The organism is Streptomyces sp. NPDC005438, from assembly GCF_040606315.1.
In the GTDB taxonomy this organism is placed as follows: domain Bacteria; phylum Actinomycetota; class Actinomycetes; order Streptomycetales; family Streptomycetaceae; genus Streptomyces.
In genome coordinates, this window is sequence record NZ_JBEXEP010000002.1 from 418335 (window position 1) to 441183 (window position 22849).

A 22849-nucleotide genomic window follows, 5' to 3' on the forward strand; every position below is an offset into this window, starting at 1 on the left:
CGCCGTGGTGGCGGCGCGTCCTTCGCGCCACACTGCCAACGGTCGGGGGCGCCCAGGCATTCCCGTGTTCCGCTGCGACAACCGGGGCGACAACCGGGGCGACAGCCGGGGAACAACCGAGCCGGCCGCGGACGCCGGTCCACGCCAGCGGGGGCTGTCAGGGACTGACTCCTGTGATGAGTCGCCGTCGACTGTGGACAACGGGGACCACCTGTCGGCGGGCTTTGGCACCATGGCGGTCGTGACATCAGCCACCCACACCAGTCTCTTCCCCCAGGTGCCCGACTCCGCCGACGCGGTTCTCGACGGCCTCGACCCCGAGCAGCGCGAGGTGGCCACCACCCTGCGGGGCCCGGTCTGCGTGCTCGCCGGCGCGGGCACCGGCAAGACCCGGGCCATCACCCACCGCATCGCCTACGGGGTGCGTACGGGGATGCTGCCCGCCTCCAGCGTCCTCGCGGTCACCTTCACCAACCGCGCGGCCGGCGAGATGCGGGGGCGGCTGCGGCAGTTGGGCGCCACCGGGGTCCAGGCCCGTACGTTCCACGCCGCCGCCCTGCGCCAGTTGCGGTACTTCTGGCCCCGCGCCATCGGAGGGGAGCCGGCCCGACTGCTGGAGCGCAAGGTGCAGCTGGTGGCCGAGGCGGCGTCCCGCAGCCGGCTGCGGGTGGAGCGGCACGAACTCCGCGACCTCACCGGGGAGATCGAGTGGTCGAAGGTCACCCAGATCACCCCGGAGGACTACGGCCACGCGATCACCAAGGCCGGCCGGGAAGCCCCTCGCGACCCGGCGGAGATCAGCAAGGTCTACGGGATGTACGAGCAGCTCAAGCGGGACCGGGGGGTGATGGACTTCGAGGACGTGCTGCTGCTCACGGTCAGCATCCTGGAGGACCGCCCGGACATCGCGGACACCGTGCGGGGGCAGTACCAGCACTTCGTGGTCGACGAGTACCAGGACGTCAGCCCCCTCCAACAGCGGCTGCTGGAGGCCTGGTTGGGCGGACGGGACAGCCTGTGCGTGGTCGGTGACGCCAGCCAGACCATCTACTCCTTCACCGGCGCCACCCCCGACCACCTGCTGGACTTCCGCCTGCGCCACCCCGACGCCACCGTGGTCAAGCTGGTCCGGGACTACCGCTCCACCCCGCAGGTGGTGCACCTGGCCAACGGGCTGCTCGCCCAGTCCAGGGGCCGCGCGGCCGAGCACCGGCTGGAGCTGCGGTCCCAGCGGGAGGCCGGCCCCGAGCCGGCGTACCAGGAGTATCCCGACGAGCCCTCCGAGGCCGAGGGCACCGCTCGCCGCATCCGTCAGCTCATCGACGCGGGGACGCCGGCCAGCGAGATCGCGGTCCTCTTCCGGGTGAACGCCCAGTCCGAGGTGTACGAACAGGCGCTGGCGGACGCCGGGGTGGCCTACCAACTCCGGGGCGCCGAACGGTTCTTCGAGCGGCCGGAGATCCGGGAGGCCGGCGTCGCCCTGCGCGGCGCCGCCCGGGCCGGGGGCAACGATCCCCTGCTGGAGGAGGCGGTGAGCCTGGCCGACCAGGTGCGCGCCGTCCTCGGCACCAAGGGCTGGAGCCCCGAGCCACCCCAGGGGTCCGGTGCGGCCCGGGACCGCTGGGAGTCCCTGGCCGCCCTGGTGCGGCTGGCGGAGGACTTCGGCCGGGCCCAACCCGAGGCCGGCCTCACGGAGTTGGTGGCCGAACTGTCCGAGCGGGCCAACGCCCAGCACGCACCCACCGTCGAGGGGGTCACCCTGGCCTCCCTGCACGCGGCCAAGGGGCTGGAGTGGGACGCGGTGTTCCTGGTCGGGCTCACCGAGGGCATGATGCCGATCTCCCACGCCAAGACCGACGAGGGGGTGGAGGAGGAGCGCCGGCTGCTGTACGTCGGGGTGACCCGGGCCCGTACGTACCTGCACCTGTCCTGGTCGCTGTCCCGTTCCCCCGGTGGCCGCGCCTCACGGAAGCCCAGCCGCTTCCTCGGCGGGCTGCGGCCGGTCGCCGCCAGCGACTCCGCTCGGTCCGGTGGTGTGGAGCGGGGCCGGGGCCGTTCCGGGAAGCGGCGCGGGCCGGTGCGGTGCCGGGTGTGCGGTCGCACCCTGACCGACGCGGGCGAGGCCAAGCTGATGCGCTGCGAGGACTGCCCCTCCGACATGGACGAGGGGCTGTTCGAGAGGCTGCGGGAGTGGCGCTTGCAGCAGGCCAAGTTGCAGGGGCAGCCGGCGTTCTGCGTCTTCACCGACAAGACCCTGGTGGCCATCGCGGAGCGGGTGCCCTCGGACCGGTCGGAGCTGGCCACCATCTCCGGGGTGGGCGGCCGGAAGCTGGACCGCTACGGAGAGGCCGTACTGGCCCTGTGCGCGGGGGCGGACCCCTCGGAGGTCGGGGAGGAGCCGGACGGGCGGGAGCCTGGCGGGGAGCCGCCGGCCGACGCCGTGGGATCGGACGTCCCGGAAGCCGAGGTCCCCGCCGAGGTGGGCGGCGACCCCGTGCCGGACGCCGTCGCCGGTGACGGCCCCGACCCCGCTGAGCGGGGTCCCGGTGACGTGGAGGACGACCACCCCGACCGGGACGCCGAGGTGCCGTCGGGCGGGTTGCCGACCTCCTGGGAGCCGCCTCGGGACGGAAGTTCGGAATGATCACCTCCAGAACGTGTCACCGAAGCTGTTACGAACGGGGGCGAAAAATGGTTTGCGCCTTCGCCGCGCATACGCATAGCGTGCTGGGCACGGAAGAAGCGCGGCCTTTCGGGTTCGCTTCTCCCGTGTTGTACTCGTAGTTGAACAAGCCGGTCCGGTCTTCACGACTGGTCCCCCGAGACGCCGAGAGGAGGCGAGCCCCATGACCACATTGATCACCACCCCGATTCTGAACGGCCCTGAGGCTGCCGCCTCCTCCTGCCCGCTCGCCAACGAGCTGCCCGTGTCCGCCGTCAGTGGCGGCGTCAAGCATGACGTCCTGCTGGGTGCCGACCGTGTGGTCCGTGAGCGGAACATGCGACCGAGCAAGGCGTTTGCGGCAGTACAGCAGGCATCGGTGGGTCAGGCCGCCTATGTCGCCGCAGGCGCCTTCGCGGGACAGCAGAACAAGCAGATCCTCACGATCTGGGCCCTCCGCGGGCTTGAACCCTGGAGAGATCCAGCCTGATCGGCATGATCAGGTCGGTACCTTCCAGGGCCGCGGAACCCGAATCGGGATCCGCGGCCCTTCTGTTTGCCCCAGCGGATCGGCCACCGCCGATCACCACCGACGACAGAACAACAGACGAGGAAGACACCGAAGTGCCTATCAACGCCCAGGCCACCTCGCCACAGACCGACCCGATCCCGCCTGACGTCCCGGAGGACGCCTTGACCGCCCCGCTGTTCACCCTGACCGAGCTCGACGACGCCATCGACCGGCTTGGCGTCGCCGTGCCCTGCCGCTCCTACGACCCGGAGGTCTTCTTCGCCGAGTCCCCGGCCGACGTGGAGTACGCCAAGTCGCTGTGCCAGACCTGCCCGCTCAGGCAGGCCTGTCTGGACGGTGCCAAGGACCGCCGCGAGCCCTGGGGCGTCTGGGGCGGCGAGCTGTTCGTCCAGGGCGTTGTCGTACCCCGCAAGCGGCCCCGTGGCCGGCCCCGGAAGAACCCGGTCGTGGCATGACGGCCCCAGGAACCCTGGACCGCCCCGTGGCCAACGGACCGCGGCAGCACCGACGCTCACCGAAGCAGGAACCGATGATGGAAGAACGAGAGAAGGCCGCCGCACGGCAGACAGTCGCCGTGGCGCGCAGGAACAGGAACCGTGACATGAGGCTTGTGCAGGAAGCACTGGCGCGTGCCCATCTGAGGCAGCGACACAGGTCCGGCCCTCCGGGGCACGGCCCGGGCACCATGGCACGGGTGCAACGCCGGGCCGAGCGGGCCTCGTTGAGGGCGCGAAGGGTGCTGGTCAGGGCCGTGTGCCGCTGACCGTTCCCGATCGGAGTCGGTGATCGCACGGTGGGTCGGCCCCTGGTGGGCCGGCCCACCGTCGTGCGGAACCGGGGTGCCGCCGAGGTGGCCGCCCGGTGGTCGGCCGGTGCCCGACGGGGGTGGGCACCGGCTGCCGGTTCGTCGCCCGCCCTCCACCGGCCGTGGTGGTGGGCGGTTCCTTTTCGGTGTGCCCCGACCCTCCGCCCGAGGAGGCCTGCCGCGCTGCTTCAGGGGAAGGACTCGTTGCCCCGCTCGTCGTGACGTGGGCGGACCACGTACCGGAAGTGGGCCGCCTTCCCCGGGGGCACGTCACCGTGGAGGCGGGCGCCCAGTGGTCGACCGGCCCCTGGACGAGTGGTACCGGCCCCTCTTCCCGGGACGCTCGGGACGCCGCGACCTCGCGGCACCGTCCCCTGGTCCCGTATGCCGCCCACCCTCACGCGGCGGCGGGCGGGGCCAACCCCGGCACCGGCAACGGAGTTGTCCGTGTCCCCCCGTACGCCCGTGCGCGCCCCCGTGCACCCGAAGCCCACCGGTACGGCTGTCGCCCCCTACGGACTGGTGCCCGTACGACGGAAAGCGAGCCCTCTGGTGGACCTGGCGGAGGGAATCAGGCGGAACGCGGGTCGACGCTGTCCTCTCCGGTGCCGTCCTCCTCGGCCAGGCGGGCGTACTCCTCCTCTAGGAAGCCCGGCAGCCAGTCGATCAGCTCGGCCCGGAGGTTGACCGTCGCCCCGAGCTGGCACAGCACCCCGATGGTGCTCAGTGTGACCCGGTGGATCAGCAGGTAGGAGGGGGGCAGGTTGAGCTGGCGGCCCAACTGGTGGGCGGGGGAGCGGGTGTCGGCGAGCCGGCCGGCCTGGGCGCGCATCCACGCGCGGTCGAAGGCGAAGCCGTCCACGGCCGCCGGTTCGATCAGCGGCAGCAGGTAGTCCAGTACGCCCACCGGGTCCAGGTCGATGGTCTCCTTGACGAACCCCTCCTCGCACAGCTGGGCGTACACCTCCTCGGCCTCACCGGCGAGCGCCATCTCCAGCACCCAGCCGATGGTGGGCGGCAGCCCCTCCGGCAGGCGGTCGACGGTGCCGAAGTCCATCACGCCCAGCCGCCAGTGCTCCGGGTCGTCGCCCTCCATCACCAGGCGGAAGTTCCCGGGGTGCGGGTCGGCGTGCAGCAGCCCCGTACGGGCGGTGCCGGCGAACAGGAAGCGCGCCAACAACTGCCCGGCACGGTCCCGTTGGCGTTCGTCGCCGTCCCTGATGACCTCGGACAGGGGCGTACCGGACAGCCACTCGGTGACCAGCACCTCGTTCGCCTGGTGCACCACGTCCGGGATCAGTACGTCCGGGTCCTGGGCGAACTCCTCGGCGTAGGCCCGCTGCGCCTCGGCCTCCAGGGAGTAGTCCAGCTCCTCGCTGATCCGCTCCCGCAGCTCCGCCAGCAACGGCTTGACGTCCATGCCCGGCACCAACGGCCCCAACAGCCCGGCGAACCGCCCGAGTTGCTGGAGGTCCGAGAGCAGGGCGGGCCCGGCGCCCGGGTACTGCAACTTCACCGCGACCGGCCGGCCGTCGTGCCACACCGCGCGGTGCACCTGGCCGATGGACGCGGCGGCGGCCGGCTCGTCCTCGAACTCCCGGAAGAGTTCCCGCCAGTCCTCGCCCAGCCGTTGGGCCAGGGCGGCGTGCACCGAGGCGGTCGGCATTCCCGGAGCCGCCTCCTGCAACTTGGTCAACGCCGCGCGGTAGGGGCCGGCCACCTCCTCCGGCAGCGCCGACTCGAAGACCGACAGCGCCTGCCCGACCTTCATGGCCCCGCCCTTGAGCTCCCCCAGGACGCGGAACAGCTGGTCCGCCGTACGCTGCTGGATCTGCTGCCCGACCAGGTCGGAGGAGATCCCGCCCAGCCGCTTGCCCAGACCCCAGGTCGCCCGACCCGCGTAGCCCAGGGGCAGTGTGGCCAGCCTGGCCGTACGGGTGACCGCCTTGCGGGGTAGATCAGACATTCGCCCCTCCAACTCCCTGAACCGACCGGACAGCCCCCCGGAGGTTGCCGCTACGTGGCCATTGTGCTGTCTCCGGCCTTCTCCGTGGACGCCGGGACGGGTTCCGCTACCAAAGCGGCACCACATCCGCATTCCCGGTGGGCGTCGAAGGTCTCGGTCTCGGGGACCGGGGCGGGGGAGTCCAGCCGGTGCTGGCGGCCGGTGCCCCAGGTGCCCTCCCCGTCCAGCAGGCTCAGCGCGAGGGAGGCGGCGAACCCGGCCACCACCATGGCCAGCGCGGTGTCACAGGCCGGGGCCCCGCGAGGGGGCCGGCGCGGCGTACGCCACTGGGCGACCAGAGGTCCCCAGCCCGGACTGGAGTCGGCCCGCTGCCGGAACAGGCACTCCCCGCAGGGACTGCGACCGGGCAGCACCAGCGGGCCCACCACCCCGGTGCCCTCCAGCACCCCGGCGTACAGGTGGGGCACCCCGGTCGACAGCAGCTCTCGCGCCGAGGGCACGCAGGGGGAGTAGGCGTCCAGGCCCTCCCTGGGGGCGAGGACCACCAGTTGCGCGGTCCGCTCCGTACGGCCCCGGGACCTGGGGGAGCGGCGGGGCCCGGGGACGAGGCGGGCCGGGTCGGGGCGGTCGCGTGCGTGGTCGCGGTCTGGACCGGGGCCCGGGTCGGGGCGGTGCCGGCGCACCGTACGACGGGCGGCCGGCGCCCGCTGGTGTCCGGTCTGCTCGGGGCTCAGGCCCGCCGGGGCGAGGTCCCAGGGGTCGACGCGTCCGGTGTCGGTGACCTCCACGGCCCCGACCCCGGAGGAGGAGAGCGCCGCCGCGACCTGGGCGCCCACCCGTCCGGCGCCGCGCACCACCACCAGGGCGCCGGCCCGGGCGCGGAGGGTGTCGGCGGCGCCGCCGGGTGTGGGGTGCCGCAGCGACAGGGCGCTGAGGTCGGGGTGCAGCCGGGGGCCGAACTCGGCTCGGGCGGTGTGCTGGCCGTGGGCGTCCTCCACCAGGCCGGCGTGGCAGAGCCGGTCCAGCCACCGGTCGACCTCCCGGGTGGTCAGCCCCAGGGGCTGGGCGTCCAGTCGGAGCCGGGCGCGGTGCCGGGTGCCGTCCAGCAGTCGCAGGAAGTCCGTCATCCGTTGGTCCAGGGGCCCCAGCAGCCGGGCGTGCGCTGGGGTGACCCCGTACTGCAGGGTCGTGTGGTCCCGCCAGGCCCGTCGGAGCTGCGGCTTGATCATCGGGTGCACCGCTCGTGTCCCTTCCCCCGTGGTCGTCCTCGGGGTCAGCGTGGACCATCAGGCCGGGTGCGCGTCGGGCGTTGTCCACAGGCGGCACCGTTAGTCGTACGGATCGTGGACGGTGACCGCCACCGCGTGGGCGCTTCCTCCCGTTATGCGGCTTGTAGTGGGACTTTGGCCAGCACAGCGGGTAACGTCGAGGCGTGTCCGTGGACCCCCGAAGCAGTGACCAGCCGCGCCACACCGCCCCGTCGCCCCAGGCGCCCCCCGACTCTCCGGCCGCCTCGCGGGGCGGTGTGGAGGTGCGACGTAGCGCCCGCCGGAGGCGCACCGTCTCCGCCTACCGCGAGGGCGACCGCACCGTGGTCCTCATCCCCGCGCGGATGTCCGCCAAGGAGGAGCGGAAGTGGGTGGGCGTGATGCTGGAGAAGCTGGCCGCCCAGGAACGGCGGAGCCAGCTGGGCGACACCGAGCTGGCGGAGCGGGCCGAACAGCTCTCCCGGCGCTACCTCGACGGGCGGGCGCACCCCCGGTCGGTGCGGTGGGTGACCAACCAGAACACCCGCTGGGGTTCCTGCACCCCGTCCGAGGGCACCATCCGGCTGTCCCACCGGCTCCAGTCCATGCCCGAGTACGTGCGGGACTACGTGCTGCTGCACGAGCTGGCGCACCTGCTGGTGCCCGGCCACGGGCCGGACTTCTGGCGGCTGTTGGACTCCTATCCCCGCACCGAGCGGGCCCGGGGTTTCCTGGAGGGGGTCACGGAGGCGGAGCGCCGGTCCGTGCCCTCCGAGGACTGAAGGACTCTCACCCTCCCGGGTCACCGCCTCGGGTTAGCCTTGCGCGACACACTTCGGTACGCACAGGGACGGGGGACGGTCGTTACGTATGGCCAGGGAATTCCAGCGCGGACACAAGGCCAAGGTCAGTGACCTCACGGCGGGGACGGATCTGTACGTCGGGGTGCAGATCTCGGGGCCGGGTCTGACCTTCGACATCAGCTGTTTCGGGCTCGACGCCGAGGAACGGCTCTCCGATGACCGGTACTTCGTCTTCTTCAACCAGCCCAAGTCCCCCGAGGAGTCGATCCAGCAGCTCGGCCCGCAGGCGGGGGACACCGATTCCTTCCGGGTGACGCTGGACCGGGTCCCGGAGAACATCCACAAGCTGTCCTTCACCGCCACCCTCGACGGCGGCGGCCAGATGTCCCAGATCGCTCCGGGCTATCTGCGGATCGTCGCCGGTGGTGAGGAGGTCGCGCGGTATCCGTTCGACGGTGCGGAGTTCAGCACCGAACGGGCCGTGATGCTCGGCGACTTCTACCGCAAGGACGTCTGGCGGTTCGCCGCCGTGGGCCAGGGCTTCGACGGTGGTCTGGACGCCCTGCTGAAGAACTTCGGCGGGGAGGTGCTGGAGGAGTCCGAGCCCGAGCCCGCGCCCCAACAGGCCGGCGCGCAACCGGGGTTCGCCCCTCCGGGTGGGCCCGCGCCCGGCTTCGCCCCGCCGCCCGGTGGCGCGGCCCCGCCCCCGCCCCAGCAGCCCCAGGCGGCTCCGGCCCCCCAGCCCCCGGCGCCGGCCTTCGGTACCCCCGCCGCTCCGTCGCCCGCCCCCGACCCGCACAGCCAGCCCACCGTGGTCGCCCCCATGGCGCCCCCCGGTGCGGCCCCGCCCGGTTACGGCCAGCCCCCGGGTCCGCCGCAGGCGCCGGGCCAGCCAGGTCAGCCGGCCCCGACCAACCCGTACGCGCCCGCCCCGCAGGCACCGGGCCAGCCGGGCCAGCAGGCGCCCACCAATCCGTACGCCCCCGCCCCCCAGGCACCCGGCGGGGTGCCGCACCAGGCGCCGGGGCAGCCGATGGCCAACCCCTTCGGCCAGCAGGCGGCGGCGCCCCAGGTCCCGCAGGGGCCGGCGGCCGGTATGGGAGTGGTGTTGGAGCGGTTCAAGGAGGTGCCGACCGGACAGCGCTGGACGCTCCAGAACTCCGCGCTGATCCGCGCCGACCTGGGCGTGGACGGACAGCCGGTGCTGGCCCGCCAGGGCAGCATGGTGCTCTACCAGGGCAAGGTCGACTTCTCCTACAAGGGCGCCGGTTTCCGGGGCCGCATCGTCGGCAACGCCACCGGCCAGGAGATGCAGCTGATGCGCTGCACCGGCCGTGGTCAGGTGTTCTTCGCCGAGAACTCCGCCCATGTGCACCCGGTGGAACTCCAGGGCGACGCCATCTGCGTCTCCGCCGACAACGTGCTGGCCTTCGACGAGTCCCTCCAGCACGAGGTCCGGCGTATCGAGGGCCACGGCATCCCCGGCGGGGCGCTGTTCACCATGCAGTTCCAGGGCACCGGCACCGTGGTGGTCAAGACCCAGGGCAGCCCGGTGGTCCTCCCGGTCACCCCCACCACCTTCGCCGACGCCCAGGCCATCATCGCCTGGTCGGCCGGCTCGCAGGTGATCGTCACCAGCCAGGTCCGTATGCGGCGCAACGCCTATCCCGGCGACAGCGGGGAGAGCGTCAACCTCCAGTTCCGGGGCGCCCCCGGCAACTTCATCGTCGTCCAGCCGTACGAGGTCTGAGGGAGCCCGTCATGAACCAACCCACCATCGCGGGCTTCGCCCCCGCCCCGGTGTCCGCCCGCATGGAGAACCACGGCTCGCACATGGTGCGGGTCGCCATGCAGAGCGGACAGGACCTGTTCGCCCGACCCGGTTCGATGATCGCCTACGAGGGTTTCGTGCAGTACGAGGCCAACCCGCCGGCGGTGCGCCAGATGGCCTCCCAGTGGCTGTCCGGGGAGCGCGCCCCGCTGATGAAGTGCAGCGGCGACGGCCTGCTCTACCTCGCCGACTACGGGGCCGACGTCGTCTGCCTCAACCTCGCCAACGACTCCCTCTCGGTCAACGGCAGCAACCTGCTCGCCTTCGACGCCCACCTCCAGTGGGGCGTGGAGCGGGTCAAGGGACTGGCCAAGTTCGCCGGCCAGGGACTGTTCAACGTCGGTGTCTCCGGCACCGGTTGGGTCGCCCTCACCTCACGCGGTACCCCCATCGTGGTGCGCTGCGGAGGTGGGGAGGACGAGACCTACGTGGACCCCGACGCCCTGGTCGCCTGGTCCACCGGCCTGAAGATGAAGGGCAAGCGCAGTATGAAGGCCGGCGCCCTGATCGGCCGGGGCAGTGGCGAGGCGTACCAGATCGCCTTCTCCGGGGAGGGCTTCGTGGTGGTCCAGCCCAGCGAGGACAGCACCGACCGCATCCGTATCCGGGGCTGAGGGGGAGAGACGACGATGCAGAGTTCACTGTTCGGCTTCACCGAGGTGCAGACCGAGGACCGGTTCGCCCTCCAGAACCCGCAGTTGCTGCGGGTCGCCCTCACCGGGCACGAGGACGTGCTGGCCCGCAAGGGGGCCATGGTGGCGTACCAGGGGCTGCTGGAGTTCGACGCCGAGTACGTCAGCCGGCAACGCCGGCAGGCCCGCCGCCACACCGGCGAGGGCCTGGACCTGATGCGCTGCTCCGGGCAGGGCACCGTCTACCTGGCCAACCTCGCCCAGTACGTGCACCTGGTGGACGTGGACCACCAGGGCCTCACCGTGGACAGCGCCTACGTGCTGGCCATGGACTCCTCCCTGCACTGGGAGGTGATTGCCGTGGACAGCCAGTTCGGCATCTCCGGCACCGGCGCCTACAACCTCAGCATCACCGGTTCCGGCAAGGTCGCCCTGATGACCTCCGGCCAGCCGCTGATGCTCCAGGTGCGGCCGGACGCCTACGTCAACGCCGACGCCGACGCGGTGGTCGCCTGGTCCAACTCCCTGCGCGTCCAGATGCAGGCGCAGACCAGTTCCCAGAGCATCCGCCGTCGTCGGGGCCAGACCGGCGAGGGCTGGGAGCTGAGTTTCATGGGCGAGGGCTTCGCCCTGGTCCAGCCCAGCGAGCAACTCCCGCCCCAGGTGGCCGACATCGGCCAGGGCATCCGCGCCCAGTACGGCATGGGCCAGCAGGGCGCGGCCGGCCAGAACCAGGGCAACATCTGGAGCAACCGCTGACCGAGGGCCCGTCCCGGAAGGGGTCACCCCCACCCGGGACGGGCCACCAGCCTCGTCAGCCCGCCGTCGGGGAGGCGCCCCGGCGGTCCAGCAACTCCCGGGTGGCCTCCACCAGGGCCACCACCGACGCGTCGGCCACCGAGGCCACCTCCGGGTAGCCGAACCAGCGCAGGTCCCGGGACTCCTCGCTGATCGTCGGGGTCGCCCCGGCCGGGGCCAGGGCGGCGTACTGCACGTCCAGGTGCCAGGCGCAGGGCGTGTCGTGCCGGTCCAGCCGCACCGGACCGCCCTCCAACAGCCGCAGCCCGGCGATACCGGACTCCTCCTCGGCCTCGCGCAGCGCCACCCCCGCCAGGTCGCGGTCCCCCTCCTCGCAGTGGCCGCCCATCTGCAGCCACATCCCCAACTTCCGGTGCAGGGTGAGGAGTACGCGTTCCCCGGCCGGGTCCACCACCAGCGCGCTCCCGGTGAGGTGGCCGGACGCGCAGCGCCGCCACATCCCGTCCGGGTGCCGTTCCAGGTGGTCCAGGTAGGCCCGGCGCAGGTCGTCCTGCACCGGGTCCGGGGCGGACCAGTCCGTCAGGGTCCGCCGGGCTTCCTCCGCCAGGCTCAACGCTTCCCGCCGTTGTCGCCGTCGTCGCTGTTGTTGTCGCTCTTGTTGTCGCTCTTGTTGTCACGGCCGTTCTCGTCGCCGTCGCGCGGGTCCTCGCCCCGGGCCCCGGGGGCCTCGGGGCCGGTGCCCCCTCCACCGGACGGGCCCTGGTCCTTGGACAGCCGGTCACCCTCCCGGGCGGCGTCCCCCAGCAGCTTGTCCAGCTCGGTGAAGTCCGGCTGCTCGTGGTGGACGAAGCCGTCGGGGTCGTCCAGGTCCCCGGCGGTGGGCAGCATGTCCGGGTGCTCCCACAGGGCGTCCCGGCCGTCCACCCCCCGGGCGTCGGCCAGCGAGGCCCACAGCCGGGAGGCGTCCCGCAGTCGGCGGGGCCGCAGGCGCAGCCCGATCAGGGAGGCGAAGGTCTGCTCGGCCGGCCCCCCGGTGGCGCGCCGTCGGCGCAGGGTCTCCCGCAGGGCGGAGGCGGAGGGGAGGTGGGGTTCGGCGGCCTGGTGCACCACCGCGTCCACCCAGCCCTCGACCAGCGCGAGCGCGGTCTCCAACCGGGCCAGTGCGGCCTTCTGTTCGGGGGTGTCCTCGGGCTGGAACATGCCCTGCTGGAGGGCTTCCTGAAGCTCCTCGGGGTGCTGTGGGTCGAGCTGGCCGACCACGTCCTCCAGCTTGGAGGTGTCGACCTTGATGCCCCGGGCGTACCCCTCGACCGCGCCGAACAGGTGCGAGCGCAGCCACGGTACGTGGGCGAACAGCCGCTGGTGGGCGGCCTCCCGCAACGCCAGGTACAGCCGCACCTCGTCCTGCGGCACCCCGAGCCCCTCGCCCAGCGCCCGGACGTTCACCGGCAGCAGTGCCGCCTTGCCCTCCGGCCCCAGTGGCAGCCCCACGTCGGTGGAGCCCACCACCTCGCCGGCCAGCGTGCCCAGGGCCTGCCCGATCTGGGTGCCGAACATGGCGCCACCCATGGAACGCATCATCCCGATCAGCGGGCCGGCCATGGCCTGCATCTCCTCGGGCAGCACGTCGCCCATGGCGGTGCCCACCCGCTCGGCGACCGGGTCCACCAGTTCGCGCCACACCGGCAGGGTGGCCTCGACCCACTCCGCCCGGCTCCAGGCCACGGCGGTGTGCGAGCCGGAGGGCAGGGAGGTGGCACCGTCCAGCCACAGGTCCGCCAGCCGTACCGCCTCCTCGACGGTGGACCGTTCACCGGGGGTGACGCTGGAGTCCTTGCTGCCGTCCTGGGCGCCGGCGGCCACCGTCTGGCGGGCGATGTCCTGGGCGAGGTCCCAGTTGACCGGCCCGCCCTCGTAGCTCAACATCTGTCCGAGCCGCTGGAAGGCGGCACCCAGGTCGTTGGGGTCCATCCCCCCGGCCCCGCCGAGCGAGCCGAACATGGCCGCCAGCGGGTTGTCCGGGCCGGGCTGTCCGGGGCCACCGAACCCGAAGGGGTTCTGACCCTGGCCACCGCCCTTGCCCTCGCGCTTGTCGCGTCCGTCCCCGTCCTCGGGCTCCTCGGGAGGTACGCCAAATCCGAATGGGGTGTCACTCACGGGATTCCTCGGCTCTGTGTCGGGGTCGCGATCCAAAGCGTCCGCTGGGCTATGCCTCCAGCCTAGACACTCTCGGGCAGGATGGTGCCTGCGTCCTTGTACTAGAGCCAACCGCTGGAGACCCTCGGTGAGTTCCTCCGAAAACAACGTTCGCGCTGCGCGAACCCCCCTCGTCGCGGTGACAGGTGCGGCCTCGGGGGTGGGAGCGCTGCTGACCCGGAGGCTGGTGGCCTCCGAGGAGGTCAAGCGCGTACTGGCCATCGACGACCGCCGGGGCGAGGTCGCGGAGGCCGAGTGGCAGGTGGTCGACGTACGGGATCCGGCCCTGGCCGAGCGGCTGCGCCGCGAGGGCGAGCCGGCCGACGTACTGGTGCACCTGGCCATGGACGTGGACCTGGAGTCCCACCCCGCCGAGCGCACCGCCTACAACGTGCGCGGCACCCAGACCGTACTGACTGCCGCCGCGGCGGCCGGGGTACGCCGGGTGGTGCTGTGCACCTCGGCCATGGTCTACGGGGCGCACCCGGACAACGAGGTGCCGCTGCTGGAGGACGCCGAACTCCGTGCCACCGCCGACGCCACCACCGTCGGGGACCTGCTGGAGGTCGAGCGGCTCGCCCGCAGGGCCCGCCGCGCCCACCCGGGGCTGGAGGTGACGGTGGTCCGCCCGGCGATGCTGGTCGGCGGGGTGGACAGCGCCCTGACCCGGTACTTCGAGTCACCCCGGCTGCTGGTGGTCGCCGACTCCCGCCCCTGCTGGCAGTTCTGTCACGTCGAGGACCTGGTCAGCGCCCTGGAGTACGCGGCTCTGGAGAAGGTCACCGGGGAGGTGGCCGTCGGCTGCGACGGCTGGCTGGAGCAGGAGGAGGTGGAGGAGCTGAGTGGTATCCGCCGCATGGAGTTGCCCTCCACCGTGGCCCTGGGCGCCGCCTCCCGGCTGCACCGGATCGGGCTGACCCCCTCACCGGCCGGCGACCTGGCGTACACCATGCACCCCTGGGTGGTGAGCGGCTCCCGACTGCACGAGGCCGGGTGGCGGCCGTCCTGGACCAACGAGGAGGTGCTGGCCGCGCTGATGGAGGAGGTCGCCGGCCGGCACACGGTCGCCGGACGCCGGCTGGGCCGCAAGGACGCCACCGCCGCCGGGGCGGCCGGCGCCACTGTGGCGCTGCTGGGCACTGCCGCCCTGGTGCGCCGGGCCCGGAAGGCCCGACGGCGCCTGTGACCCGGCCGCGCCTGCGGGGCCCGGACCCACTCCGTGGGGGCCGGTGGTTTCCGCTCCGCCCGGTGGATGCGGCAGCATGAGGGCATGGCAGGCACCCACGACCACGTAGAGGGCGAACCGCTGCGGCTGGTCGCCCTGAGGGAGGCCCCGCTGTCCGTGGACGAGGTGTTCGCGGCGGTCGGTGACGACGCGGCGGGCGGCACCGCCCTGTTCGTGGGCACGGTGCGCGATCACGACGGTGAGGGCCGGCCACCGGTCACCGCTCTGGCCTACTCCGCCCACCCCGGTGCGGAACAGGTGCTGCGGGAGGTCGCGGAGAAGGTCGCGGCGGACTTCCCGGTGCGCGCGCTGGCCGCCGTCCACCGGGTGGGCGAGCTGAGGGTGGGGGACCTGGCGGTGGTGGTGGCGGTGTCCTGTCCGCACCGCGCGGAGGCGTTCGCGGCCAGTCGCCGACTGATCGACGACCTCAAGGAACGGGTGCCGATCTGGAAGCACCAGACCTTCGAGGACGGTACCCAGGAGTGGGTCGGAGCCTGCTGAACCGCTTGCTGAATCGTGACCGCCCCCGCTCCGTTGTTCCGCTCAAGGCCCCCGTAGACTGGGGTTGTTCGGCCGTCTAGGTGCCGACGGATGCGGCGAACGCATGACCCCACCGCGGTTGCAGAACCCTGGACCCCACCCCAGCGTTGAGTTCGCGGATGGTTAATCTGCTCATCGACGGTAAGCCGAACTGATACGGCAAACCTGACGGCTCGGGAGGTCAACAATGGCGGCAGTCTCCTGGTTGCTGATTCCACTGATCGCGGCGCTGAGTGCCAGTTTGTGGGCGAGCTGGGCCTCGCGGCGCAAGGCCACGCACCACGGCTCGGACGTCTCCGGCGTCGCTGGTTACGAACGCTTTCGGCAGGCCATGGAACGCCCACGCTCCTCGACTTCGGTGAACGGCTCCGACGACCGGGACGAGGCACCGGCGCAGCCGCTGGCGGCGCAGGGCTCCGTTTCCTCGGGGGGAGCCCAGCAGGGCGACTGACAGGCGTGTCCCGTACTGTCGTGCCATGCCACGCCGGACCGCCACGATGCTCACCTCGACGCTCGTCCTCATAGTCCTGATCGCCGCGGCGCTGCTGATCAAGGTGCCCTACGCGGAGATGTCCCCCGGGCCCACGGTCAACACCCTCGGCAAACACGGGGGCGAGCCGGTGCTCAGCTTCCCCGGGCGGGACGACAAGCGGATCAACTCCACGACCGGCAACCTCAACATGACCACGGTCAGCGTCACCCCGGCCGACTACCGGATGCACCTGGTCGAGGCGGTGGCCGGCTGGCTGGCCCACGACGACGTGGTGGTCCCGTACGAGACGCTGTACCCGGACGACCGCTCGGCCAGCGAGGTCGACAAGCAGAACGCCGAGGAGTTCAGCCAGTCCCAGGAGAGCGCCAAGGTGGCGGCCCTGCGCCAGGTCGGGGAGAAGGTCCGCGCCCGCGTGGTGGTCTCCTCGGTCGTGAAGGACAGCCCCTCCCAGGGGAAGCTGCACGCCGGGGACGTGATCCGCGCGGTGGACGGCCAGCGGGTCAACCAACCGCAGGACGTACGGCGGCTGGTGACCAAGCACCGTCCCGGACAGCAGGTGCGGTTCACCGTGGTGCCGGTGTCCAAGGCGAAGGCGGCGGAGAAGGCCGGCAAGGAGCCCCCGCGCGGTGACGAGTCCCGGGTGACGGTGCGGACTGCTCCCGCCCCCGACGACCGCAAGCGCGCCATGGTGGGCATCGAGTCCGGCGTGGACCACACCTTCCCGTTCCCCATCAAGATCAAGCTGGCCGACGTGGGCGGCCCCAGCGCCGGGTTGATGTTCGCGCTGGGCATCGTGGACAAGCTCCAGAAGACCGACCTGACCGGCGGTGCCTTCGTGGCCGGCACCGGCACCATCGACGACGAGGGCAAGGTCGGGGCCATCGGCGGCATACGGATGAAGACCATCGCCGCCCGGAAGGCCGGCGCCCGTTACTTCCTCACCCCCGAGGACAACTGCGCCACCGCCGCCAAGGGCAAGCCGGGCGGGCTGACCCTGGTCAAGGTGGACACCATCGAGGACGCCCTGGACGCGTTGAAGGGCATCCGGGACAAGGACTCCTCGGCCATCCCGAAGTGCGGCGGCTGAGGCACCAGCAGATCGGAACCCGTGGGGGCGCGCCGTGGTCGGTGCGCCCCCACCGGTGTCACTCCGCGAAGGTGGCGCCCAGCGCCTCCGCCAGCCCGGGCACCAGGTCCGGCCCGGTCAGCACCTCCTGGGGGCTGTCCTTCTCCCGCAGCCGCAACGCCGACTCCCGTCCCCCGTCCCGCAGTACGGCCACGGTCATCCGTACCTCCTGCCGCTCGGGGTGTTCGGCCACCCAGCGGGCCAGCTGTTCGTCGCTGAGGTCCTCGGGTACGGAGTCCTCCACGGAGGGCGGCAGCATCAGCCGTTCGAGGGTGAGCGCGCACCCGGTGACGGCGTCGGGCCAGGCGATGGTGCCGAGGAACTCGTCCAGTGGAGTGCCCGACGGCAGCTCCTCCTGCTCGATGGGGGTCAGCGACCCCTCGGGGGCCGACTCCCCCTCGTCCAGGCCGAGTTGGCGGGCGAGCGCGGGTTCCTGACCGCGCAGGCTGGCGGTGTCCACCAGGGCGAACAGCCGTGGGGGGAGGTCCCAGCCGAGACCGGAGACGTAGGTGTCGATCTCCAGGACGGCACGGGTGAGCGGTTGGGCGGCGACGGGCGCGCCGTCGTGATGCGGTTCGTTCATGCCCATATCGTGCCGGCTTTGACCCCGGAACCGGGAACTGAGTAAAGCTTGGTTAAGTTGCATGTAGTGAGGTCCCTGTGCGAGGGGCCGTGTTTTGCGTTTTCCCGTAGCGACTTTCGAGGTGCGCACCTTGGCTTTCCAGATGCCGGACCGGGGCTCAGGCGGCCCCACCGGGCCACGGATCAGAGTGAGACGACCATCGCGGCGTGCCCGGACGCTGTTGATGACGGCCGGGGTGCTGGCCGTCATCGTGATGCTGTTCGTGATGTTCGCCGGGTTCTGGACGGACTGGTTGTGGTACCGGTCCGTCGACTACAGCTCGGTCTTCACCAAGACCCTGCTCACCAAGACGGCGATGTTCGTCATCTTCGGTCTGCTGATGGGTGTGGCCGTAGGGCTGAACATCTGGCTGGCCCACCGGCTGCGCCCGCCGTTGAGCGCGATGTCGCTGGAGCAGCAGAACCTCGACCGCTACCGGATGGGGATCGCCCCGTACAAGAAGTGGATCCTGCTGGGGGTCACCGCCCTGGTCGCGCTGATCTCCGGTGCCTCCGCTGCCAGCCAGTGGCGCACCTGGCTGATGTGGATCAACGGTGTCCCGTTCGGGCAGAAGGATCCGCAGTTCGGGAAGGACGTCTCGTTCTACGCCTTCGATCTCCCGTGGTACCGCTTCTTGTTGAGCTTCGGCTTCGCGGCCACGGTGATCTCGCTGATCGCGGCGGCGCTGGTGCACTACCTCTACGGCGGGCTGCGGCTGACCAGCCCCGGTTCCCGGGCCACCGCGCAGGCCACCAGCCACCTGTCGGTGCTGATCGGTGTGTTCGTCGCCCTGAAGGCCGTCGCGTACTGGCTGGACCGGTACAGCCTGGCGGTGAAGTCCGGGGGCTTCAAGGCCACCGAGGACTGGACGGCTGACTGGACGGGCCTGCGCTATGTGGATGCCAACGCCTATCTGCCGGCCAAGACCATCCTGTTCTGCATCGCGCTGATCTGCGCGGTCCTGTTCTTCGCCACCCTGTGGCGGCGGACCTGGCAGCTGCCGGTGATCGGCTTCGGGCTGATGGTGCTCTCGGCCATCCTGATCGGCGGGGTCTACCCGGCCCTGGTGCAGCAGTTCCAGGTCAAGCCGAACGAGCAGGCCAAGGAAGCGCCGTACATCAAGAAGAACATCAAGGCCACCCGGGACGCCTACGACATCGGCGACTCGGACGTGAAGGACTACTCGGGCAAGAGCCCCGACTCCAACGAGGAGCTGCGGAAGGCCGCCAACACCACGGCCAGCATCCGTCTGCTCGACCCCAACGTGGTCTCGCCCACCTTCCAGCAGCAGCAACAGGTGCGTGGGTACTACGGCTTCCCCGCCACCCTGGACATCGACCGCTACGAGTCCAAGGGCAAGGAGCAGGACACCGTGGTGGGCCTGCGGGAGCTGAACATCCAGGGCATCCCGGAGCGCAACTGGATCAACGACCACTTCCGCTACACCCACGGGTACGGCATGGTCGCCGGCAAGGGCACCAGCATCGGTGAGGACGGCGGCCCGGACTACACCGAGCGGGACCTGCCGCCCAAGGGCGAGCTGGGCAAGTACCAGCCCCGTATCTACTACGGCGAGAAGACCAGCCAGTACTCCATCGTCGGCAGCGGCAAGGAGATCGACTACGCCGACGACAAGGGCGAGAAGACCTACACCTACAAGGGCAAGAGCGGGGTCAACCTCGCCAACCCGCTGAACCGCGCCGCCTACGCGGTGACGTTCAGCGAGCCCCAGTTCCTGTACTCGGGAGCGATCGGTGAGGGCTCGCGCATCCTCTACAACCGCACCCCCAAGGAGCGGGTGGAGGCGGTGGCGCCCTGGCTGACCATCGACGGCGACCCGTATCCGGCGGTGGTGAAGGGCAAGGTCAAGTGGATCGTGGACGCGTACACCACGACCAACGGCTACCCCTACGCCTCCCGCACCACCCTCGGGGACACCACCTCCGACTCGCTGACCCAGGACGGCCAGCGCTCGGTGATCGCCCAGGAGAACCACGTCAACTACATCCGCAACTCGGTGAAGGCCACGGTCGACGCCTACGACGGATCAGTGGAGATGTACACCTGGGACGAGAAGGACCCGGTGCTGAAGACCTGGAAGAAGGCCTTCCCGGGCACGGTGAAGGCGAAGAGCGAGATCAGCGACGAGTTGATGGACCACCTGCGGTACCCGCAGGACCTGTTCAAGGTGCAGCGTGAGCTGCTGACCCGCTACCACGTCACCTCGCCCACCCAGTTCTACAGCGGCAGTGAGCGCTGGCAGGTGCCGGACGACCCCACCAACCGTGGCAACTCCGTGCCTCCGTACTACCTGTCCCTCCAGATGCCGGACCAGAAGGCGCAGAAGTTCTCGTTGACCACGACCTTCGAACCCAACCGGAGAGAGAACCTCGGGGCCTACATGGCCGTGGTCGCCGACGCCCGAAGTTCGGACTACGGCAAGATCCGCATGTTGAAACTGCCACCCAACTCCCCGGTGTACGGCCCGAGTCAGGTGCAGAGCCAGTTCAACTCCAACGCGACCATCGCCGACAAGATCAACATCCTGAAGAGAGGCGACTCCGAGGTCGAGTACGGCAACCAGCTGACCGTGCCCCTCAGAGGCGGACTGCTCTACGTGGAGCCGGTCTACGTCCGGGGCGCCGGCAGTGACTTCCCGTTGCTGCGGAAGGTGTTGGTGACCTACGGCAAGAAGACGGCCTTCGAGGACACCCTCGGCCAGGCTCTGGACAAGGTGTTCGGGGTCAAGGACGACGGAGGCGGTGACGGTGACGGCGATTCCGACGGCGACACCGAGCAGCCACCGGACTCGCCCGGCTCGCCCTCGGTGGACGCGGCGCTGAAGGAGGCACAGGGCGCCTTCGACCGTAGCCAGAAGGCACTGTCGAAGAACCCGCCGGATTGGGACGCCTACGGCAAGGCCCAGAAGGATCTGCGGGCCGCGCTGAAGAAGGCGGCGGACGCCGAACAGAAGGCCGCGGACGACCAGAAGGGCAACAGCGAGAAGAACGACTGAGCCCGTGGTGCCCCTGGCCGAGGGTGGTCAGGGGCACCCCTGCGGGTGGTGTACTGTTAAGACACACAACGACGCGGGGTGGAGCAGCTCGGTAGCTCGCTGGGCTCATAACCCAGAGGTCGCAGGTTCAAATCCTGTCCCCGCTACTTGGAGAGAGGGGCCCGGATCCGATCAGGATCCGGGCCCCTCTTGTCGTTCCTCGTCGTTCCCGTCGGATGCGCACAGCTGTTTCCCCAAGTCCCGCCGGCGAGTGGGAAGTTCGGAACACGAATCTCCAAGAACCCATCGCCCCCAGGAGTTTGAGTAGTCTCCCTGTCGGGAAATCGACAAAACGCTGTAGTGACCTATCTAGCCGTGTGGTTTATCCAGATGTACGCGGGTTGCGGGTGATGCGACGATGGGATTCATGGGGGACGAGACAACCACCGCCTCGGTGGGCTCGGTGAGCGAGGTCGGCGAGAACACCGCCGCCTCTGCCCCCGTCCTGCCTCCGAACCCTGATCCCGCCGCGCTCAGTCAACTGGGCGCGGGCCTCCTCAGGCGCGGTGACCTCGACGGAGCCGAGGCCCCACTGCGCGCGGCCAGCTCCGCCGGTGACCGCGCTGCCGCCAACAACCTCGGCGTACTGCTGCACCAGCGCGGCCGGCCGGACGAGGCCGCCGGCTGGTGGCGGATAGCGGCGGTGGCCGGTTCGGCCGCCGCGGCACACGCCCTCGGCCGGCACTACCGCGAGACCGGCGACGAGCCCGGTGCCGAGTACTGGCTGCGCCAGTCCGCCAACTCCGGGCACGCGCTGGGTTCCTACGCCCTGGGCGACCTCTTGGAGCACCGCGGCGAGGAGAGCGGCGAGTCCTGGTTCCGCCGCGCCGCCGAACAGGGGCACCGCGAGGCCGCGTACCGGGTGGCCCAGATCCTCCGGGAGCGCGCCGAGGCCGACCCCGGCCCCACGCGGGGCACTTCGGGCCCCGTACCGGTGGCGGGAGGCGCCGGGGAGGCCGAGGAGCAGCTGGCGGAGGCCGAGCAGTGGTACCGCCAGGCCGCCGCCCGGGGGCACGGTCGTGCGGCGCTCCAGCTGGGCCTGATCCTGGAGAACCGGGGCGAGTCGAAGGAGGCCCGCCGCTGGTACCTGACCTCCGCCAAGCAGGGCGAGCCCCGGGCCGCCTGCGCCCTGGGGTTCCTGTTGCGGGACGCCGGCGACGAGTCCGGTGCCGCGCGGTGGTGGCGCAGGGCCGCCGAGAAGGGGGACGGCAACGCCGCCAACGCCCTGGGCGCCCTGCACGCGGCCCGGGGGGAGCGGCAGGCCGCCGAGCGGTGGTACCTCGCCGCCCTGGACGCCGGCGACGACAACGGCGCCTTCAACCTGGGCCTGCTCTGCGCGGCCCAGGGGCGGGCCTCGCAGGCCGAGCAGTGGTACCGCAGGGCCGCGTACGCCGGCCACCGCGAGGCCGCCAACGCCCTGGCGGTGCTGCTGTTGCAGCGGGGCGACGCAGAGGGGGCCGAGCCCTGGTTCTCCAAGGCGGCCGAGGCCGGCAGCGTGGACGCCTCGTTCAACCTCGGCATCCTGTACGGCGGTCGGGGCGAGACCGAGGTGGCCCGCCGTTGGTACCAGCGCGCCGCCGCCTCCGGCCACGCGGAGGCCGCCCTCCAGGAGGGCATGGCCCTGCTGGCCGAGGGCGACCCGCAGGGTGCCGAACGGCACCTGCGCTGCGCGGCCGGCGGAGGCAGCGTGGAGGGAGCCTTCCGGCTGGGCGCACTGCTGGAGAGCCGGCACGGCGGTCGCGAGGGACTGGACGGACTGGAGGTTCGGGAGGAGCGGCCCCAGGAGTTCGAGGAGTGGTACGAGCGGGCGGCCCACCAGGGGCACCGTCGGGCCCAGGTGCGCCTGGGCATCCACGCGGCGGACCAGGGCCGCCTGGTGGACGCCGCCCACTGGTACCGCACGGCCGCCGAGGCCGGCAGCCCGCACGGCGCCTTCAACCTGGGCCTGCTGCTGGCCCGGGAAGGCGCCGAGCCGGAGGCGGTGCTGTGGTGGCGGCGCGCGGCGGAGGCCGGCCACGGCCGGGCCGCCCTGCGGCTGGCGCTGATCCACGCCCGGGTGGGGGAGTTGGACGAGGGGCGCCGGTGGTGCGCCCGGGCCGTGGAACTGGGCCCGGCCGAGGTCGCCGAGCGGGCCGCGCGGCTGCGGGAAGCCCTGTGCGAGGACCTGTCGGCCTGAGCCGTACCGCCCTGGTCAGAGGGGTGGGGCGGCCGGTGCGCAACGGATTTGCGTCGGCCGCCCGGCGGCGGTTACTGTAAGGGCACACAACGACGCGGGGTGGAGCAGCTCGGTAGCTCGCTGGGCTCATAACCCAGAGGTCGCAGGTTCAAATCCTGTCCCCGCTACTTGGAGAGAGG

Annotated in this window: 18 protein-coding genes and 2 tRNA genes; 15 read left to right on the plus strand and 5 right to left on the minus strand. The window is 71.6% G+C overall.

Translation table 11 applies throughout. The features are described 5' to 3' along the window. Positions 1 to 241 precede the first annotated feature (241 nt). From ABZT14_RS06625 to ABZT14_RS06635, 3 genes are all read left to right on the plus strand, one after another. Complete coding sequence (locus tag ABZT14_RS06625; protein ID WP_356297943.1) at positions 242 to 2644, plus strand: UvrD-helicase domain-containing protein; 2403 nt, start codon at positions 242 to 244, stop codon at positions 2642 to 2644. A 202-nt stretch (positions 2645 to 2846) separates the two neighbouring features. Next, a complete protein-coding gene (locus ABZT14_RS06630) occupies positions 2847 to 3152 on the plus strand; it encodes a hypothetical protein (protein ID WP_356297944.1) in 306 nt (101 codons plus the stop codon). Between the two features lie 134 nt (positions 3153 to 3286). After that, complete coding sequence (locus tag ABZT14_RS06635; RefSeq protein ID WP_356297946.1) at positions 3287 to 3649, plus strand: WhiB family transcriptional regulator; 363 nt, start codon at positions 3287 to 3289, stop codon at positions 3647 to 3649. Between the two features lie 921 nt (positions 3650 to 4570). Here the strand turns inward: ABZT14_RS06635 and ABZT14_RS06640 are convergent. Both ABZT14_RS06640 and ABZT14_RS06645 read right to left on the minus strand, forming a co-directional pair. After that, complete coding sequence (locus tag ABZT14_RS06640) at positions 4571 to 5965, minus strand: AarF/ABC1/UbiB kinase family protein (RefSeq protein WP_356297947.1); 1395 nt, start codon at positions 5963 to 5965, stop codon at positions 4571 to 4573. A gap of 50 nt (positions 5966 to 6015) precedes the next feature. Further along, positions 6016 to 7194, minus strand: a complete 1179-nt coding sequence (locus ABZT14_RS06645) for a ThiF family adenylyltransferase (RefSeq protein WP_356297949.1) — start codon at positions 7192 to 7194, stop codon at positions 6016 to 6018. Between the two features lie 296 nt (positions 7195 to 7490). Here ABZT14_RS06645 and ABZT14_RS06650 point away from each other — a divergent pair, with 296 nt between their 5' ends. The 4 genes from ABZT14_RS06650 to ABZT14_RS06665 all read left to right on the plus strand — a co-directional run bounded on the left by ABZT14_RS06650 (position 7491) and on the right by ABZT14_RS06665 (position 11237). Then, a complete protein-coding gene (locus ABZT14_RS06650) occupies positions 7491 to 7994 on the plus strand; it encodes a M48 family metallopeptidase (RefSeq protein ID WP_356298552.1) in 504 nt (167 codons plus the stop codon). 88 nt (positions 7995 to 8082) lie between these two features. Then, positions 8083 to 9765: a TerD family protein gene (locus tag ABZT14_RS06655; protein WP_356297951.1), complete on the plus strand. Its 1683-nt coding sequence runs from the start codon at positions 8083 to 8085 to the stop codon at positions 9763 to 9765. A gap of 11 nt (positions 9766 to 9776) precedes the next feature. Further along, positions 9777 to 10460 carry an AIM24 family protein gene (locus tag ABZT14_RS06660; protein ID WP_356297953.1) on the plus strand — a complete coding sequence of 228 codons (684 nt, stop codon included), beginning with the start codon at positions 9777 to 9779 and terminating at the stop codon, positions 10458 to 10460. Between the two features lie 15 nt (positions 10461 to 10475). Next, the gene (locus ABZT14_RS06665) at positions 10476 to 11237 is read left to right on the plus strand and encodes an AIM24 family protein (RefSeq protein WP_356297954.1); all 762 of its coding nucleotides are present in this window, start codon (positions 10476 to 10478) and stop codon (positions 11235 to 11237) included. A 55-nt stretch (positions 11238 to 11292) separates the two neighbouring features. On the opposite strand, the gene ABZT14_RS06670 is transcribed toward ABZT14_RS06665, so the two are convergent. Both ABZT14_RS06670 and ABZT14_RS06675 read right to left on the minus strand, forming a co-directional pair. Then, complete coding sequence (locus ABZT14_RS06670) at positions 11293 to 11850, minus strand: NUDIX hydrolase (protein WP_356297956.1); 558 nt, start codon at positions 11848 to 11850, stop codon at positions 11293 to 11295. Next, positions 11847 to 13394: a zinc-dependent metalloprotease gene (locus ABZT14_RS06675; RefSeq protein ID WP_356297958.1), complete on the minus strand. Its 1548-nt coding sequence runs from the start codon at positions 13392 to 13394 to the stop codon at positions 11847 to 11849. The genes ABZT14_RS06670 and ABZT14_RS06675 overlap by 4 nt, the downstream gene beginning before the upstream one ends. A 127-nt stretch (positions 13395 to 13521) precedes the next feature. Between ABZT14_RS06675 and ABZT14_RS06680 the strand changes: the two genes are divergently transcribed. From ABZT14_RS06680 to ABZT14_RS06695, 4 genes are all read left to right on the plus strand, one after another. Beyond that, the gene (locus ABZT14_RS06680) at positions 13522 to 14619 is read left to right on the plus strand and encodes an SDR family oxidoreductase (protein WP_356297959.1); all 1098 of its coding nucleotides are present in this window, start codon (positions 13522 to 13524) and stop codon (positions 14617 to 14619) included. Between the two features lie 84 nt (positions 14620 to 14703). Further along, positions 14704 to 15159, plus strand: a complete 456-nt coding sequence (locus ABZT14_RS06685) for a molybdenum cofactor biosynthesis protein MoaE (RefSeq protein ID WP_356297961.1) — start codon at positions 14704 to 14706, stop codon at positions 15157 to 15159. A gap of 226 nt (positions 15160 to 15385) precedes the next feature. Beyond that, the gene (locus ABZT14_RS06690) at positions 15386 to 15649 is read left to right on the plus strand and encodes a hypothetical protein (RefSeq protein WP_356297963.1); all 264 of its coding nucleotides are present in this window, start codon (positions 15386 to 15388) and stop codon (positions 15647 to 15649) included. Positions 15650 to 15674: 25 nt separating this feature from the next. Then, positions 15675 to 16778, plus strand: coding sequence for a PDZ domain-containing protein (locus tag ABZT14_RS06695; protein ID WP_356297965.1), 1104 nt, complete (start codon positions 15675 to 15677; stop codon positions 16776 to 16778). A gap of 58 nt (positions 16779 to 16836) precedes the next feature. Here the strand turns inward: ABZT14_RS06695 and ABZT14_RS06700 are convergent, their stop codons facing one another. Next, entirely contained in the window at positions 16837 to 17400 is a 564-nt protein-coding gene (locus ABZT14_RS06700; protein WP_356297967.1) for a PPA1309 family protein, read from the minus strand. Between the two features lie 121 nt (positions 17401 to 17521). Between ABZT14_RS06700 and ABZT14_RS06705 the strand changes: the two genes are divergently transcribed. From ABZT14_RS06705 to ABZT14_RS06720, 4 genes are all read left to right on the plus strand, one after another. Then, a complete protein-coding gene (locus ABZT14_RS06705) occupies positions 17522 to 20455 on the plus strand; it encodes a UPF0182 family protein (protein ID WP_356297969.1) in 2934 nt (977 codons plus the stop codon). A gap of 72 nt (positions 20456 to 20527) precedes the next feature. After that, a tRNA-Met gene (locus ABZT14_RS06710) sits at positions 20528 to 20601 on the plus strand. Positions 20602 to 20861: 260 nt separating this feature from the next. Next, entirely contained in the window at positions 20862 to 22670 is a 1809-nt protein-coding gene (locus tag ABZT14_RS06715) for a tetratricopeptide repeat protein (protein ID WP_356297970.1), read from the plus strand. 93 nt (positions 22671 to 22763) lie between these two features. Further along, a tRNA-Met gene (locus ABZT14_RS06720) sits at positions 22764 to 22837 on the plus strand. Positions 22838 to 22849 lie beyond the last annotated feature (12 nt).

Coding starts and splice junctions, on each gene's coding strand:
- ABZT14_RS06695 (WP_356297965.1), top strand. CDS start 15,675: ATGCCACGCCGGACCGCCACGATGCTCACCTCGACGCTCGTCCTCATA.
- ABZT14_RS06685 (WP_356297961.1), top strand. CDS start 14,704: ATGGCAGGCACCCACGACCACGTAGAGGGCGAACCGCTGCGGCTGGTC.
- ABZT14_RS06640 (WP_356297947.1), bottom strand. CDS start 5,965: ATGTCTGATCTACCCCGCAAGGCGGTCACCCGTACGGCCAGGCTGGCC.
- ABZT14_RS06715 (WP_356297970.1), top strand. CDS start 20,862: ATGGGGGACGAGACAACCACCGCCTCGGTGGGCTCGGTGAGCGAGGTC.
- ABZT14_RS06665 (WP_356297954.1), top strand. CDS start 10,476: ATGCAGAGTTCACTGTTCGGCTTCACCGAGGTGCAGACCGAGGACCGG.
- ABZT14_RS06660 (WP_356297953.1), top strand. CDS start 9,777: ATGAACCAACCCACCATCGCGGGCTTCGCCCCCGCCCCGGTGTCCGCC.
- ABZT14_RS06700 (WP_356297967.1), bottom strand. CDS start 17,400: ATGAACGAACCGCATCACGACGGCGCGCCCGTCGCCGCCCAACCGCTC.
- ABZT14_RS06630 (WP_356297944.1), top strand. CDS start 2,847: ATGACCACATTGATCACCACCCCGATTCTGAACGGCCCTGAGGCTGCC.
- ABZT14_RS06690 (WP_356297963.1), top strand. CDS start 15,386: ATGGCGGCAGTCTCCTGGTTGCTGATTCCACTGATCGCGGCGCTGAGT.
- ABZT14_RS06655 (WP_356297951.1), top strand. CDS start 8,083: ATGGCCAGGGAATTCCAGCGCGGACACAAGGCCAAGGTCAGTGACCTC.
- ABZT14_RS06645 (WP_356297949.1), bottom strand. CDS start 7,194: ATGATCAAGCCGCAGCTCCGACGGGCCTGGCGGGACCACACGACCCTG.